General features: G+C 68.8%; 12 protein-coding genes and 1 tRNA gene. 9 read left to right on the plus strand and 4 right to left on the minus strand.

The genetic code is table 11. The features are described 5' to 3' along the window. Nucleotides 1-114 precede the first annotated feature (114 nt). The 4 genes from DBR23_RS00635 to DBR23_RS00650 all read left to right on the plus strand — a co-directional run bounded on the left by DBR23_RS00635 (nt 115) and on the right by DBR23_RS00650 (nt 5016). Complete coding sequence (locus tag DBR23_RS00635; protein WP_108496968.1) at nt 115-1044, plus strand: DMT family transporter; 930 nt, start codon at nt 115-117, stop codon at nt 1042-1044. 9 nt (nt 1045-1053) lie between these two features. Continuing rightward, entirely contained in the window at nt 1054-2166 is a 1113-nt protein-coding gene (locus DBR23_RS00640; protein WP_108496969.1) for an aldose epimerase family protein, read from the plus strand. 76 nt (nt 2167-2242) lie between these two features. Next, a complete protein-coding gene (locus tag DBR23_RS00645) occupies nt 2243-3226 on the plus strand; it encodes a catalase (protein ID WP_233250203.1) in 984 nt (327 codons plus the stop codon). Between the two features lie 266 nt (nt 3227-3492). After that, nucleotides 3493-5016, plus strand: coding sequence for a DegQ family serine endoprotease (locus tag DBR23_RS00650; protein ID WP_108496971.1), 1524 nt, complete (start codon nt 3493-3495; stop codon nt 5014-5016). A gap of 51 nt (nt 5017-5067) precedes the next feature. Here DBR23_RS00650 and DBR23_RS00655 read toward each other — a convergent pair whose 3' ends face one another. Then, nucleotides 5068-6099: an ABC transporter substrate-binding protein gene (locus tag DBR23_RS00655; RefSeq protein ID WP_199227598.1), complete on the minus strand. Its 1032-nt coding sequence runs from the start codon at nt 6097-6099 to the stop codon at nt 5068-5070. 215 nt (nt 6100-6314) lie between these two features. Here DBR23_RS00655 and DBR23_RS00660 point away from each other — a divergent pair, with 215 nt between their 5' ends. From DBR23_RS00660 to DBR23_RS00670, 3 genes are all read left to right on the plus strand, one after another. After that, a complete protein-coding gene (locus DBR23_RS00660) occupies nt 6315-6974 on the plus strand; it encodes a response regulator transcription factor (protein WP_108496973.1) in 660 nt (219 codons plus the stop codon). 124 nt (nt 6975-7098) lie between these two features. Then, nucleotides 7099-8472: an ATP-binding protein gene (locus DBR23_RS00665; RefSeq protein WP_108496974.1), complete on the plus strand. Its 1374-nt coding sequence runs from the start codon at nt 7099-7101 to the stop codon at nt 8470-8472. Between the two features lie 219 nt (nt 8473-8691). Further along, nucleotides 8692-9684, plus strand: a complete 993-nt coding sequence (locus tag DBR23_RS00670) for a 2-dehydropantoate 2-reductase (protein WP_108496975.1) — start codon at nt 8692-8694, stop codon at nt 9682-9684. A gap of 40 nt (nt 9685-9724) precedes the next feature. On the opposite strand, the gene DBR23_RS00675 is transcribed toward DBR23_RS00670, so the two are convergent. Then, nucleotides 9725-10216, minus strand: coding sequence for an Lrp/AsnC family transcriptional regulator (locus DBR23_RS00675; RefSeq protein WP_108496976.1), 492 nt, complete (start codon nt 10214-10216; stop codon nt 9725-9727). A gap of 101 nt (nt 10217-10317) precedes the next feature. Between DBR23_RS00675 and DBR23_RS00680 the strand changes: the two genes are divergently transcribed. Further along, nucleotides 10318-11220: an EamA family transporter gene (locus DBR23_RS00680; protein WP_108496977.1), complete on the plus strand. Its 903-nt coding sequence runs from the start codon at nt 10318-10320 to the stop codon at nt 11218-11220. A gap of 137 nt (nt 11221-11357) precedes the next feature. Continuing rightward, nucleotides 11358-11759, plus strand: coding sequence for a hypothetical protein (locus DBR23_RS00685; RefSeq protein WP_108496978.1), 402 nt, complete (start codon nt 11358-11360; stop codon nt 11757-11759). 120 nt (nt 11760-11879) lie between these two features. Here the strand turns inward: DBR23_RS00685 and DBR23_RS00690 are convergent. Together DBR23_RS00690 and DBR23_RS00695 are read right to left on the minus strand one after the other, a co-directional pair. Next, nucleotides 11880-11954: transfer RNA gene (locus tag DBR23_RS00690), tRNA-Arg, on the minus strand. A 55-nt stretch (nt 11955-12009) separates the two neighbouring features. Continuing rightward, nucleotides 12010-15242 (minus strand): translocation/assembly module TamB domain-containing protein (locus tag DBR23_RS00695; RefSeq protein WP_233250204.1); only part of this gene is annotated, 3233 nt, incomplete at its 5' end.

The following is a 15242-nucleotide window of genomic DNA, read 5'->3' on the forward strand; positions in this document are numbered from 1 at the left end:
GGTGCTGTTCAACCCGGCGCCCGTCACCTAAACCCCGCCCGGCCCCGGCCCTTTGTGTTCCCACTTCAACAGCCCTTGCCTGCAAGGGCTGTTGTCCTTGAAAGACCGCATCTCATGGGGCATTCCCGATTTTCTGACCGCAAGGTCGTGGTGGCGCTGGCGCTGCTGTGCTGCCTGCTCTGGGGCAGCTCGTACCCCGCCATCAAGACCGGGTACGCCTGGTTCGGCATCGCCCGCAATGACATTCCTACGCAGCTCGTATTCGCAGGCTGGCGGTTTCTGGGCGCCGGGCTGATCCTGCTGGCCTGGGCCGTGGTCATGCGCAAGGCCATCTGGGGCTTGGGCTTCACAGCAGGGCGGCAGCTGATGGCACTGGGCCTGGCACAGACCACGCTGCAGTACGTGTTCTTCTACGTGGGCCTGGCACACACCACGGGCGTCAAGGGCTCCATCATGAACGCCACCGGCACGTTTTTCAGCGTGCTGCTGGCGCACTGGGTCTATCACAACGACCGCCTCAGCCACGCCAAGCTGTGGGGCTGCTTGGTGGGCTTTGCGGGCGTGATGGTCGTCAACCTGGGGCGCGGCACGCTGGACCTGGACTTCACGCTGCTGGGCGAGGGCTTCGTGGTGATCGCCGCCCTCGTGCTGGCCGCCGCCAGCATCTACGGCAAGCAGGTGTCGCAGCGCATGGACTCCGTCGTGATGACGGGCTGGCAGCTGGGCCTGGGCGGTGTGGCGTTGTTGGCCATTGGCTGGTCGCTGGGTGGTTCGCTCACGGGCTTCACCTGGGGCTCTACGGTGCTGCTGGTGTACCTGGCGCTGCTGTCGTCGGCCGCGTTTTCGCTGTGGAGCATCCTGCTCAAGCACAACCGGGTGAGCCAGATCACGGTGTTCAACTTCACCGTGCCGATCTTTGGCGCGGCGCTGTCGGCACTGTTTTTGGGCGAGGCGCTGCGGGAGTGGAAAAACCTGCTGGCCCTGGTGCTGGTATGTGCGGGCATCTGGCTCGTCACGCGCGATACGGCCAGTGCCACCAAATAGACTCGGCCCATGGCTTTCACACTTTCCCGCGACGCATTCCAGCGCGACCTGCACGGCCAGCGCACCGACCTGTTCACCCTGCGCAGCCCCGGCGGCCTGCAGGTGGCGGTGAGCAACTACGGCGCCCGCCTGGTGCAGGTGGCGGTGCCCGATGGGCAGGGCGGCCTGGCCGATGTGGCGCTGGGCTACGACAGCCTGCAGGGCTACCTGGACGGCCAGCTCTCCATGGGCGCGCTCATCGGCCGCTGGGCGGGGCGTCTGCGTGCGGGCACGCTGACCCTGCCGGATGGATCGCGCCAGCAACTGCCCACCAACAGCGGGCCACACCATCACCACGGCGGCCCGCGCGGGAGCCGCTTCCAGGTGTTTGCGGTGGAACACGTGCAGGCTGATGCACTGACCATGAGCCACACCTTCCGCACAGAGGACGACGGGGTGCCCGGCACGGTGCGCCTGCAGCTCCACCTGCAGGTCACAGCCGACAACGCGCTGCACATGGCCTGGACGGCCGAGGTGCTCCATGCCCCTACGGTGCTCAACCTCACCGGGCATGCGTTCTTCAACCTGGCAGGCCAGGGCAGCACCCACGGCCACACCCTGCAGGTGCCGGCCAGCCGCTATGTGCCATTGGCCGCCGATGTGTGCCCCACGGGCATGCTGAGCGCGGTGCAGGGCACGCCGTTCGACTTCCGCCAGGCCCGCCGTGTGGCGGATGCCATCGCAACACCCCATGAGCAACTGGCTGTGGCGGGCGGGCTGGACCACTACCTGGTGCTGGACGAACAGGCGGCCCCCCTTGCCCCTCCGTCGTCATCCATCACGCCACCGGGCCTGCGACTGGCCGCGCTGCTGGGCGAACCGGTGAGCGGCCGCGCGATGGAGGTGTGGAGCACCGCGCCCGGCGTGCAGGTGTATGCGGGCCACGGCCTCAAGGCCGACCCCGCGCGGGACCGGGGGCGTGGAGTGGGGCAGGGCGGCTGGCTCTGGCAGCCGGGCGACGGTATCTGCCTGGAGCCCATGGAGTACCCGGATGCGCCCAACCACGCGGGCTTTCCGGTGCGCTGGTGGCAGCCGGGCGAGGTGGTGCGGGGATCGATCGTGTACCGCTTCATCGGGGGCTGATGGCCGGTGGGCTGGCCTGGCAAGCCCGTGCCGCGCTACCATGCCGCCTGGCTTTTAACCGAGGTGGCTCATGCACATGTCCAACGCCCCCAGCACCGACTGGAAAGAAGTGGTGGCACCCGATGAAGCGCAGCGCTTTGCGGGCTATGCGCGCCAGTTTGCCGAGCTGCAGGCGCGCAAGTCGCAAAAATACGGCGCTGGACGGGGGCTGCACCGCAAGCAACTCACGGCCGCGTATGGCCGCCTGGAGGTGCTGGGCGATCTGCCCGCGTTTGCGGCCCAGGGCTTGTTCGCGCAGCCGGCGCAGTACGACGTGCGGGTGCGGATGAGCAACGGCGGCATGGACAAGGCCGCGGACCACAAGCCCGACATCCGGGGCTTTGCGATAAGTGTGCGGGGCGTGCAGGGCGACTCTGCCTTGGGCAACGGGCCCGCAAAAAGCCAGGACTTCCTGCTCATCAACCAGGAAAAGTTCGCCTTTCCCCAGAGCGCAGAGTTTGTGGATTTTGTGGTCGCTGCGTCGCACGGCGGCGGCGCGCTGATCAAGTTCCTGGTGCAGCGCCATGGCTTGCTGGGTGCGGCCCGGCAGATCGCCAAGACGGTCAAGACCTTTGGACGGCCCTTTGGCGGCTTTGCATCGCATGCCATGTTCAGCGCTGCGCCCATTGCCTGCGGGCCCTATGCCGTGCGTGTGCGCCTCGTGCCCCATGCATCCAACGGCGCGCCCGTCAGGCAGGTACAGCACGACTGGGATGCCGAATTCTCCGGCCGCCTGCGCCAGCAGGACCTGCAGTGGGACCTGCAGCTGCAGCCTTTTGTGGACGAGGCCACCACCCCCATTGAAGACGCCAGCGTGGACTGGCCCACGCCCTACACCACCGTGGCCCGGCTCACCCTGCCACGGCAGGACCCGGCTGCTGACGCAGCCCTGGCCGCCGAGGTGGAGGCCGCCGTGTTCGACCCCTGGCAGGCGCTGGCTGCGCACCGGCCCCTGGGCGACGTGATGCGGGCCCGCAAGGTGGTGTATTTCGAAAGCCAGAAAGGCCGTGGCGCTGCGTGACCTGCGGGGGGGCTGCGACCGGGCGCATCGTGACGAAGCTGCCACGGTACTCAGAAAACAGTGAGGGTGTTGAATCCCGGTCTGAGAGCGGCTCACAAAACTCAGCGAAGCGGCCCTGGCTAGGCGTTTCGCCGCAGGCAGTACAAGCAGTACGACAAGGTGAGACAACGACGCCAGGGGAGTTTTGTTAGCCGCTCTAAGTTTCGTCTAAGTGTTGGTGCCCACACTGCCCTCCATCGCAACTCCGATTGGAAAGGCACCACACCATGAACACGACACCGCTCACCTCCACCCCCCGCCGCCTCATCCTGGCCCTGGTGGCCGCCGGTGCGGTGGGTGCGACGGGCGCAGGCCTCATCACCGGGCACCAGGCCCGCGCATTGACTCCGCCTCCCGCCCTCGTGGCCCAGACGCCCGCCGCCCCTGGCGGGGCCTTGCCCAGCTTCGCGCAGATCACCGCGCAAAACGGCCCTGCAGTGGTCAATATCAGCGTGACGGGCAGCACCAAGGCCGCTATGGCCGATGACGACGGCGAAGACGAAGGCCAGCCCGCCGCGCGCCAGGGCCGGGCGCCTCAGATGGACCCGAACGATCCGTTCTACCAGTTCTTCCGCCAGTTCGGTTTTCCGGGCGGCATGGGGCCACAGGCCCAGCCCAACGTACCCACGCACGGCCAGGGCTCCGGCTTCATCGTCAGCCCCGATGGCCTGGTGCTGACCAACGCCCATGTGGTCAAGGGTGCCAGCGAAGTCATCGTCAAGCTCACCGACCGCCGCGAGTTCCGCGCCAAGGTGCTGGGCTCTGACCCCAAGACCGACGTGGCCGTGCTCAAGATCGACGCCAAGAACCTGCCCACCGTGCGCCTGGGCAGCACACGCGACCTGCAGGTGGGTGAATGGGTGCTGGCCATCGGCTCGCCCTTTGGCTTTGAAAACAGCGTGACGGCGGGTGTGGTCAGCGCCAAGGGCCGCTCGCTGCCCGACGACAGCCTGGTGCCCTTCATCCAGACCGATGTGGCGGTGAACCCTGGCAATTCGGGCGGGCCTTTGTTCAATGCGCGCGGTGAAGTGGTCGGCATCAACTCGCAGATCTACAGCCGCTCGGGTGGCTACCAAGGGGTGTCGTTCTCCATCCCGATCGAGCTGGCGGCCAAGATCAAAGACCAGATTGTTGCCACCGGCAAGGTGCGCCACGCACAGCTGGGCGTGGCCGTGCAAGAGGTGAACCAGGCGTTTGCCGAGTCGTTCAACCTCGACAAGCCCGAAGGCGCGCTGGTGGCCAGCGTCAGCAAGGGCAGCCCCGCAGAGAAGGCCGGCCTGCAGGCGGGCGACGTGATCCGCCAGGTGGACGGCCAGCCCATCGTCGCCTCGGGCGACCTGCCCGCCTGGGTGGGCCAGGCGCAGCCGGGCCAACAGGCCAAGCTGTCGGTGTGGCGCCAGGGCAAGCCGCTGGAGCTGACGGCCACCCTGGGCGACGCCAGCGACAAGGCGATCAAGCAGGCGCGCAACGACGATGCCGTGGGCAAGGGCCAACTGGGCCTGTCATTGCGTCCGCTGGACCCGCAGGAGCGGCGCGCGGCAGGCCTCAATGAGGGCCTGGTCATCGAGCAGGCGCGCGGCCCCGCCGCTGCGGCCGGTGTGCAGCCGGGCGACGTGCTGCTGGCCATCAACGGCGCGCCCATCAAGGACATCACGCAGGTGCGTGCCGCCATGGCCAAGGCGGGCAAGTCGGTGGCGCTGCTGATTGAGCGCGACGGCGACAAGATCTTTGTGCCCGTGCGCCTGGGCTGATCCATGGCCTGCGCCTGCCGTCGGCTCTGTCCCTGCGGCAGGCGCTGCACATCAGCGCGGCAGCGCCTCCACTTCCTTGGTCCAGCGGTCGATCAGGCGCCGGCGCTCGGCGGCCTTGCCGTATTTCTCGAAGTCGTATTTGATAAGCTTCACGTTGTCCAGCGTCGGGATGCGCGGGTCCATCTTGAAGGTCTTGTTGGCGGGCACCTGGTAGCTGCCCACCTGGGCGCCCACGGCCTGGCCTTCGGGGCTCATCAGCCAGTCGTAGTACTTTTTGGCGTTCTCCATGTTGCGCGCGCCCTTGACCAGCGCAATGCCGCCCACCTCGTAGCTGGTGCCTTCACAAGGCGCCTGGGTTTTCACCGGGTACTTGTCGGCCTTCCATTTTTCAAAGTTGAACATGAAGGTGATGCCCACACCCACCTCGCCCTTGGCCACATTGGGCGCCTGTGCCTGGCCGCTGCGGGTGTAGGTGGTGGTGTTCTTGTGCAGGGCCTTGAGGTAGTCGAACGCCTTGTCTTCGCCCATCAGCTGCACCAGCCCCGCGATCACGGTGTAGGCCGTGCCGCTGGAGGCAGGGTGCGATATTTCCACCTCGCCCTTGTACGCAGGCTTGATCACGTCGGACCAGCACTGCGGCTCCGGCAGCTTTTTCTTCTTGAGCGTTTCGGTGTTGTAGCCAAAGCCGATGGCCGAGCTGTAAAAGCCCCCCACCTGGTGGCCCGACATGGCGTACTGGCGCACGCTCCAGCCATGCAGGTCATGCAGATAGGCGGGGCGGTATTCGGCCAGCAGGCCCTGCTCCGCCGCCTGCAAAAAGGGGTCACCCGTGCCGCCCCACCAGATGTCGGTCTTGGGATTGTTGGCCTCGGCGCGCAGCTGCGCGGCAATCTCGCCCGTGCCCTTGTGGGCCTGGTTCACCTTGATGCCCGTCTTGCGGGTGAACTCCTTGGCGGCCGCTTCGCACCAGGGCGCGTCGGTGCTGCACAGCGCGTTGACCACGCCCTGGGCCTGGGCGCTAGTGGAAGCCAGTGCGGCCAGCGCAACGGCCGCAGCAACGTGGTGGAGAGGGGGGAATGCCATCGGAATCGCCATCGGTCTTGCTCCTTGTGTTTTGTGGTGGTGGCCCGGCCCCTGGGGCGGGCGGTGTGCGCGTGGCGCTTTCATTGTGACAGTGATGTGTCAAATTTAAGTCGTTCTGGCAGCCCGGTGCTGCGCCAGCGCCCATGCCGCCGCTATCCTTGGCAGCCAGCCCATTTCCTGCACTCCTGACCGACCGACCTTACTGCCCCCTTGCCATGCGCCTGCTGCTTGTTGAAGACGATTCCATGATCGGCGAAGCCGTGCTGGACCTGCTGCGCGCCGAGCAGTACGCGGTGGACTGGGCGCGCGATGGCGATGCGGCCGACACGGCCCTGCGCACTCAGGCGTATGACCTGGTGCTGCTGGACCTGGGCCTGCCCCAACGCGACGGCCTGGCCGTGCTGCGCGACCTGCGCGCCCGCAAGAACCGCACGCCCGTGCTGGTGGCCACTGCGCGCGATGCCGTGGCGCAGCGCATCGAGGGGCTGGATGCCGGGGCCGACGACTACGTGCTCAAGCCCTATGACCTGGACGAGCTGCTGGCCCGCATCCGTGCCCTGCTGCGCCGCGCAGCAGGCCGTGCCGAGCCGGTGTATGAACACCAGGGCGTCAGCATCAACCCCGCCACGCGCGAGGTGACCGTACGCGGCACGCCCGTGGTGCTGTCGGGGCGCGAATGGGCGGTGCTGGAGCCGCTCATTGCGCGGCCCGGTATGGTGCTGTCGCGCCAGCAGCTGGAGGACAAACTCTACGGCTGGGGCGACGAGGTGAGCAGCAACGCGGTGGAGGTCTACATCCACGGCCTGCGCAAGAAGCTGGGGCCCGAGCTGGTGCTGAACGTGCGCGGGGTGGGCTACCTCGTGCCGAAGGCATGACCCCCCTGAGCGGCTTCGCCGCTTCCCCCCAAGGGGACGACAGCCTTTGCTGCGGGGCGGCCCTTGCTGGCTGCCCCCGCGCAATCTCCCGCCGTGAGCATGCGGCGGGGATGGATGAATAGAGATGAAGAACGTGCCAACCACCTCCTGGCGCAGCGCGCTGCAGTCCATGCTCCCGCGCTCGCTGCGCATGCGGCTGCTGATGTTTTTGCTGGCTGCCATCGTGCTGGCAGGCGCAGTGCAGGGCGCGCTGGCCTACCGGGGTGCGCTGGAAGAGGCCGATGCGCTGTTCGACTATCACATGCAGCAGACGGCGCTGGCCCTGCGTTCGGGCCTGCCGGTGGATGCCCAAGGCCTGGGCCCGGGGCTGGACCCCGAAGACGAGAACCACGAGTTCATCGTGCAGGTGTGGACCAACGAAGGCCTGCGCATTTTTGAATCGGCCGTGGGCGCCGCCCTGCCACAGATTGCTGTGCTGGGCTTCACCAACGTGCAGGCGCGTGGCGGCACCTACCGGGTGTTCTCGATGCAGACGCGCTCGCAGGTGATTCAGGTGGCGCAGAACATGGCTGCGCGGCGCGACATGGCCCGCAGCCTGGCGCTGCGCACGCTGGCGCCGCTGGCCATCATGGCGCCGCTCTTGGTGCTGGCCGTGTGGTGGGGCGTGAGCCGGTCGCTGGCCCCGGTGGAACGCGTGCGCCGCCAGCTGGCAAAGCGCCAGGCCGACGACCTGTCGCCCGTGAGCGATGCACAACTGCCCGATGAGGTGCAGCCGCTGGTGAGCGAACTCAACCTGCTGTTCGAGCGCGTGCAGCACGCGTTCGAGGCGCAGCAGCACTTTGTGGCCGACGCCGCGCACGAGCTGCGCTCCCCCCTGGCCGCATTGCGCCTGCAACTGCAGGGCCTACAGCGTGCGGGCGACGACGCCGCGCGGGCGGCCGCCATCGAACGCCTGTCGGCCGGCATCGAGCGCGCCACTCGGCTGGTCGAGCAGCTGCTGACCCTGGCCCGGCAGGAGGCCAGCACGGCCGTCAACGATCCGGTGGACCTGCGCGCCACGGCGCAACTGGCGCTGGCCGACGTGGCTCCTGCTGCCCAGGCGCGCAGCATGGATGTGGGCCTGCTTGAATCGGACGCCGCCACCGTCACCGGCAATGCCGAGGCCCTGCGCATGCTGGCCCGCAATCTGCTGGACAACGCCATCAAATACAGCCCGCCCGGCGGCCAGGTGGACCTGCAGGTGCGCCGCGAGGGCGACCACGCCGTGCTCACCGTGGAAGACAGCGGCCCCGGCATCGCCCCCGAGCACCGCGAGCGGGTCATGCAGCGGTTTGTGCGCGTCACCGCCGATGGTGCGCCCGGCAGCGGTCTGGGTCTGGCCATCGTGCAGGCCATCGCCCAAGGCCATGGCGCCACCGTGGCGCTGGACAGCTCGGCGCGCCTGGGCGGCCTGCGGGTGACCGTGCGGTTTGCGGCTGCCCAGCCCAGCGCTGTGTGATGCCCTGTTTGCTATCAATAAGATAGCTTTTCAGGCATATTGCACTAGCGCTACCGGCCAAAAAGCCTTCAAAAGCACCCGCGAAGTGCTTCAAAGCGCCTCGTCGCGTGCGCGCCACGCCGCAAGGGGCCTGCCCCGCACAATGCGGGGGTAGCGCGCAGGCTGTGCCGGTTCCTGGTCCGCCTGCGTCCACTTCCACCACCGTACACACGCATCGGCATGAACTTCATCGTTTTGGGCGCAGGCGCCATTGGTTGTTATGTGGGTGGGCGCCTGGCCGCACATGGCCAGCCGGTGTGCCTGGTGGGGCGGCCGCATGCGCTGGAGCCCATCGCGCTCCGCGGTCTTCAGGTCACTGACCTGGACGGCTTTGACCGCACCGTGCCCATGTCCGCACTGCAACTGGCTGCCACGCTGGCCGACGCCGCGCCCGGTGCCGACAGCATCATCCTGCTGTGCGTCAAAAGCGGCGCCACCGAGTCTGCCGCGCGCGAGCTGGCGGCGACCTGTGCGCCCGGCACCCCGGTGATCTCGCTGCAAAACGGCGTGGACAACGTGGTCCGCATCGCCGCATTGGCGCCCGGCCTGAACGTGCTGGCGGGCATGGTGCCGTACAACGTGGTGCTGCGCGGCGCGCAGGTGCACCGCGCCACCGCGGGCCATCTGCAGCTGCAGCGCGACGCGGTCACCGAGCGCATCGCGCCCCTGTTCAACGCCGCCGGCCTGGCCACCACGCTGCCGCCAGACATCCGTGCCGTGCAGTGGGGCAAGCTGCTGCTCAACCTCAACAACCCGGTCAATGCGCTGTCCGACCTGCCCCTGCGGCAAGAGCTGCTGGACCGCGATTGCCGCCGTGTTTTTGCCGCGCTGCAGACCGAGGCGCTGCGCGTGATGGCGCGCGCGGGCATCACGCCCGCCCAGGTCACCGCCGTGTCGCCCACGCTGATGCCTCATGTGCTGCGCCTGCCCAACTGGCTGTTCACACGACTGGCAAAGCGCATGCTGCAGATCGACACCACGGCCCGCTCGTCGATGTGGGACGACCTGGAGGCCGGGCGCGTGACGGAGATCGACGCGCTGTGCGGCGCCGTGGTGCGGCTGGCGGCGCAACGGGGCATGGCGGCACCGCTCAATGCGCGCATGTGCGAGCTGCTGGGTGGCCCGCGCCAGCGCCTTACGGGCGGGCAGATGCGCCAGATGCTGGGTCTGTGAGTTGGGATTTGGGATTCGGGACTGGGGTTGTGGCCGGTGATCACGCAGCGGGTGCTGCGCTGTCCAGCGGCACGCGCAGCCCCGTTTTCAGGCTGGCCAGCGCCACCGAGGTCCGAAAGCGCTTGATGTTGTCGTCCCCCTCAAACAGCCGCCGCGTCAGCGCCTCGTAGTCCGCCATTGACGCCACGTTCACCACCAGCAGGTAGTCTGCCTCGCCCGTCACGCTGTAGCACTGCTGCACCGCGTCTTCCGCCGCAATGCGCGCGCGCAGCGGGGCGGTGCGGTCGGGGCGCTCGTTGTCCAGGTGCACCTCCAGCACGATGGTCAGCGGCTTGCCCACCTTCACCGGGTCCAGCACGGCCACGTTGGCGCGGATCACGCCGCTGTCCTTGAGCCGCTGAATGCGCCGCTGCACCGCAGGCGCCGACAGATTCACCGCCTGCGCAATCGCGCGCTGGGGCGTGGTGTTGTCGGCCTGCAGGATGTCAAGAATCGCGAGGTCAAAGCGGTCAAGTGCTGCCGGGGTGGTCATGGGTGGTTCCTTGGAACAGGCTCTGAGGGTGAGCGAAAGTTGCGCACAAGCCCCGAAATTCGAGCCAAAAGCACGCTGGGGTCGCACTATATTTTCAGCCCATGAGCGCTTCCCCCCTCCGTTCTCTTCTGCACCGGTTCTTCCCCTTCCTGGCCGTGCTGGGTTCCGTCACCGCGTTGGGCATTGGCACCTCGTGGGCCAAGCACTGGCTGTTTCCGGTGGTCGGGGCGCAGGGCACCACCGCCGTGCGCGTGGGTTTTTCGGCGCTGCTGGTGCTGCTGCTGTGGCGGCCCTGGCGCTGGCACCTGTCGCGCGCCGACGCGCGGGCCGTCATGCTGTACGGCGCAGCGCTGGGCGGCATGAACCTCATGTTCTACATGTCGCTGCGCACCCTGCCGTTTGGCCTGGCGGTGGCCATCGAGTTCGCGGGCCCCTTGGCCGTGGCGATCTGGTCGTCGCGCCGCGCGGTGGATTTTGTGTGGGTGGCGCTGGCCATCGCGGGCCTGGGCATGCTGCTGCCGCTGGGGCTCAACGGCAGCACGCTGGACCCGGTGGGCGTCTTCTACGCCCTGGGCGCGGCCGTGTTCTGGGGGCTGTACATCGTGTTCGGCAAGCGCGCCGGGCACCTGCACGCGGGGCATTCGGTATCGCTGGGTCTGCTGGTGGCCGCGCTGGTGGTGGTGCCGGTGGGCGTGGTGCATGCGGGTGCTGCGCTGCTGTCGCCCACGGTGCTGTTCATCGGCGTGGCGGTGGCTGCGGTGTCGAGCGCCATCCCGATCTCGCTGGAGATGATGGCCCTGAAGCGCCTGCCCAAGGAGGCCTTCGGCATCATGATCAGCATGGAGCCTGCGGTGGCTGCACTGGTGGCCATGGCGCTGCTGGGCGAGCACCTGAGCGTGGTGCAGTGGCTGGCCATTGGCTGCATCATGGCCGCGTCGATGGGCAGTGCCATGACGGCTGCGCGGCCCGCTGCTGCAGACCGCGCGGCACCGCAGGCGGCCTGAGGGCGGTGCCATGGCACGGCGCATTGCCTGACAGTGGTGTGGTCTGCAGGCTGGCAAGGGCGGCCTAGCTGCAGGGCTAAAAAAGGACAGTGACGGCACCCCGTTGGCGCCGTCGCCCCATGTCCAAGGAGCCGATCATGATTCCAGCCACTACCCCCCTCCCTTCCGCTGCGACCGCCACACCGGTGGACAAAGACCTGGCCGAGCAAGCGCGCCCCGGCTACGGCATCCCGTCGCAAGATCCCCGGACCGGCGCACAGACCGCGCTGGAGCCTGAAGACGCAGAGCGCGAAGCCCACTCCGCCTTGATGGGCGGCGGCATGATGGCTGGCGCAGCAGCCGGCGCCGCCGTGGGCGTGGCCGTCGCGGGCCCGGTGGGGGTGGTGGTTGGGGGCACTTTGGGCTGCATCGCCGGTGCGCTGGGTGGTGCCGCAGCGGGCACCCTGGTCAGCCCGGATGATCCTTCCGCCGATGCTGTGGTCGCAGAACACCTTGCGCCGCCCTTGCGAGGGCGGGAAGGCAGGACAGGTCCGAAGTAGGGTGTGCGGTGCTCACTACAGGCTGACTGGTGCAGCATACGTAGTGTGTGAGTCTGCTCCAAATTTGATAGCTATCAGCGCATATTGCACTAGCGCTTGCCGCCATTTTGGCTGTGAATTTGGTCCCCTCGACAGGAATCGAACCTGTATCTAGCGCTTAGGAGGCACTCGTTCTATCCATTGAACTACGAGGAGGCAAGGCAGCCGCGCATTGTAGTGGCGTGCGGCTGCCTCTCTGGCCGTCTGGACCTCAGTCGTATTTCACGGTGTAGATGATGTCCACCGCACTTTTCTCGCCGGTTTGCCCGCGCAGGGTGAGGCGGCGGGACAGGTCGTAAAAGATATACAGCGTGCCCAGCGTGCCCGACAGGCTGCGCTCATACGTCACGTACAGGTCTTTGGACAGGCGCTTGCCGAAGGTGAGGGCGGCGGCGCTGGCGTCTTCGCCCGTGGTGGCGCCGCGAAAGCCGATTTCGTCCAGGCCCAGGCGGCTGGCGGCGTTGGCCGTGGGGCTTTGGCCGCCGTTGCGGCCCAGCAGCGCCAAGGCGGCCTGTTGCAGCACGGCCGCTTCGGCGCCTCCGGCCGAGGCATTGCGGCCCAGCACCACCCAGGACAGCTTTTCGGCATCGGGCAGTTCGGGGTCGGAATACAGCGTGACGCGTGGCGCCTGCGCGCTGCCGGTGACCTGCACGCCCGCGCGCACGCTGATGTTGGGGCGCAGCGCCAGGATGTCGAGCGAGGGGTTGTTGTACGGGCCGTTGAAGCGGATCAGGCCCGTCTCCACATCCAGCATCTGGCCCCAGGCGCGGTAGCGGCCCTGGTCGGTGCGCACCTCGCCGGTCACACGCGGCGGGGCGCCGGGCACGGCGCTGCTGCGGATGTCCACCTCGCCGGTCAGCCGGGTGGTGATGCCCTGGCCCTGCAGCGCAAAGTCGCGCCCCAGGTTGAGGGTGACGGCGATGTCGGGCGGCTTGGCGGTTTCTGCCTGCGCGGCCACCTGGTTGGCCTTGGCGGCGGCCTGGGCCTTGGCCTGGTCTTCGCGATCCTTGGCGGCGGAGCGCACGACCACGTCCGAGCCCAGGCGCGGTGCGGATTCGTCCGGCAGGATGATGGTGGCGCGGTCGGTGGTGAGCTTGCCGCGCAGGCTGATCTGGCCCTGCTGCAACTGGGCCTGCAACTGGCCCGAAACGCTGACCTGCCGGTCGGCACGCACCAGCACCTGCAGGGCCTTGGCCTCGGCCTGCAGAGACATGGTGATGCCTGACATGCCCGTGCCGGCAGTGGCGCTGTCGCCCCAGGCCACGCGGCCGGTGGCGGTCAACGTGCCGCCGTCTTGCGCGGCGGCTGTGCGGTTGCCGCTGAAGCCTGCGATGCGCGCGCTGCTGCCCCGCCCGCCTTGCAGGCGGAACTCGGTGATATTGAGCTGGTTGCCCTGCAGCGTGGCGCGAAGTCGGCCGCCTTGCAGGTCCACGCCGTCCACCACCGATCTCACTGCCATGTCATCGGCGCCCAGGGTGCCCGCCCAGCGCGGCGCATCGCGCGTGCCCGACAAGGTCGCACTGGCGTCCAGCGTGCCGCGCACACGCCAGCCGGGTGGCGCCAGCGCAGACCACACGCCCACGTCGGGCAGGCGGGCGCGCAAGGTGCCGGCCAGCGGCGCATCGGCAGGCCAGGTGATGGCGGCAGCGGTGTTGGCGGCGGCCAGGCGCGTGCTGGCGGTGGCGTCGATCTCACCCGCGCGGTCGCTGGCCCAGAGCAGGCGCGCGCGCAGCGTGTCGCCTTCGGCGGTGACCGTGATTTCTGCCTGGCGCACACCGGCGGGAGTGCCTGGGGCGCTAGATGCGCTGGATGCACCTGCAGGTGGCGCGGCCGCAGTCGCCAGCACGGTGGTGGCTCCGGCGCCGGTGCCCTGGCCGCTGCTTTGCACCGCTGTGACGGCCGTGGCATCGCCCGCCAGGATGCGCAGGTCGCCACTGGTGCGGCGCAGGCTGGCGCTGGCGCGCAGGGCGTCGCCCGTGGTGTCCACGTTCCATTGCCCGTCGAGCACGATACTGCTGGCCAGCCCCATGCGCGCAAGCAATGGCTGCGCGGGCTGGCCTGGGGCGGCGGGCGTCTCGCCCAGGCCCAGCGCATCCACCCAGGCCATGGGCAGGCCCTGCAGCGTGCCCTGCGTTTGCAAGCGCGAGAGCGCGCCGGGTGCCGTGGGGGCAGACCATTGCACCGGCGACCAGCGCAGCGCCACGGTGCCCGGCAAGGGGCCTGTGACCCGGGCCTGACCGGCCGATGCCTGCAGGCTGAGGGCGCTGGTGGTGGGTGATGGTGCCGCACGCCCGCTGGCCGGTGACCTGGGGGCTCCAGGGGTAGGGGCGCCAGTGCGCACGGTCAGGCCCAGGGGCTCAGCCAGTTGCAGCGTCCACGGCCCGGGGCGCTGGGCGGCCTGGGCCTGCAGGCGCAGTTCGCTGACCTGCAACTGCCACTGCCCGGCACCCACCAGGGTGCTGGCAAGGCGGGTCTGCACCGTGGTCTGCAGGGCCTGGGGCGCTGGCGTGCGGACCTCGCCGGTCAACGCCAGGGAGGCCTGCGCCAGGTTGCCCCCCAGTTCGGCCTTGAAGGCGCGCAGTTGCAGGGCTTGCCCGGCGGATGTGCCGCCGCTGGCGTTGGTGGTGGCCGGGAGCGACAGGTCCAGCTGGGGGGTGCTCAGCGTGGCCTGCAGATCAAAGCGGTCGGGGTTGCGGGCGGGTGCGCTGTTGGCGGTGGTAGTCTGAAGTTGCTCAGTCAACGTCTGCCATCCACCCTTCCAGCGCGCGGCGATCTGTGCGGCGCCCTGGGCGCTGGCCCCTTGCAGAGTGCGCTGTACGGAGGTGCCCACCACGGGCAGGCCGGCCAGCCAACGCTGCGTGAGTGCTGCATCGGCCCACTGCAGCTGCAGGTCGCCAGCGCCGCTGCGCGGGGCCAGTGTGCCTTGTGCCCGTGCGGTGGCGCCGGGCACTGCCAGGGTGACCTTGCCTTGCGCAGATTGCGTGCCCAGTGCGACCTGCAGCCCGGTGGTTTCCACACGGGCCTGCAATGCGTCTAGCACCAAGCGGTCCAGCCGCACCGTGCCGCCGTCGGCGGCCTGCCAAGTGCCTAGTGCGCTGAAGGTATTGATGCGCAGCGGTGCACCCGCTGCACCCGGGGTCTTTACGGTTGCAGTGCGCGCCGCCGTGCCGGTGTCTGCCCGCACGTCGGCACTGAAGCGCACGGCGTCGCCCTGGGTTTGTGCGGTGACGCGGCCGGAGAGCGGGGCGGCGGCCAGCAGCGTGTGCAGGGCGTCGGGGCGCAGCGCGCGCAGGGTGGCCTGGCCCTCCAGGGCATGGGTGGCGGGGGTGTAGTGGCCCTGTGCGGTGATGCTGCCCGCACCCGCCTGCAGGGTGGCGCTGGGCACGGTCCAGCGGATGTCGTCATAGCTAGCGCTGGCGTCCAGCGCGGTCAGCGGCAGGCGGG

The sequence above is a fragment of the Acidovorax sp. HMWF018 genome, assembly GCF_003061035.1.
Lineage (GTDB): Bacteria > Pseudomonadota > Gammaproteobacteria > Burkholderiales > Burkholderiaceae_C > Acidovorax > Acidovorax delafieldii.

Bases quoted from the DNA above. Each gene is read 5' to 3' on its own strand.
- DBR23_RS00655 (WP_199227598.1), bottom strand. From the start codon at position 6,099: ATGGCATTCCCCCCTCTCCACCACGTTGCTGCGGCCGTTGCGCTGGCC.
- DBR23_RS00685 (WP_108496978.1), top strand. From the start codon at position 11,358: ATGATTCCAGCCACTACCCCCCTCCCTTCCGCTGCGACCGCCACACCG.
- DBR23_RS00660 (WP_108496973.1), top strand. From the start codon at position 6,315: ATGCGCCTGCTGCTTGTTGAAGACGATTCCATGATCGGCGAAGCCGTG.
- DBR23_RS00665 (WP_108496974.1), top strand. From the start codon at position 7,099: ATGAAGAACGTGCCAACCACCTCCTGGCGCAGCGCGCTGCAGTCCATG.
- DBR23_RS00635 (WP_108496968.1), top strand. From the start codon at position 115: ATGGGGCATTCCCGATTTTCTGACCGCAAGGTCGTGGTGGCGCTGGCG.
- DBR23_RS00645 (WP_233250203.1), top strand. From the start codon at position 2,243: ATGTCCAACGCCCCCAGCACCGACTGGAAAGAAGTGGTGGCACCCGAT.
- DBR23_RS00650 (WP_108496971.1), top strand. From the start codon at position 3,493: ATGAACACGACACCGCTCACCTCCACCCCCCGCCGCCTCATCCTGGCC.
- DBR23_RS00675 (WP_108496976.1), bottom strand. From the start codon at position 10,216: ATGACCACCCCGGCAGCACTTGACCGCTTTGACCTCGCGATTCTTGAC.
- DBR23_RS00670 (WP_108496975.1), top strand. From the start codon at position 8,692: ATGAACTTCATCGTTTTGGGCGCAGGCGCCATTGGTTGTTATGTGGGT.
- DBR23_RS00680 (WP_108496977.1), top strand. From the start codon at position 10,318: ATGAGCGCTTCCCCCCTCCGTTCTCTTCTGCACCGGTTCTTCCCCTTC.
- DBR23_RS00640 (WP_108496969.1), top strand. From the start codon at position 1,054: ATGGCTTTCACACTTTCCCGCGACGCATTCCAGCGCGACCTGCACGGC.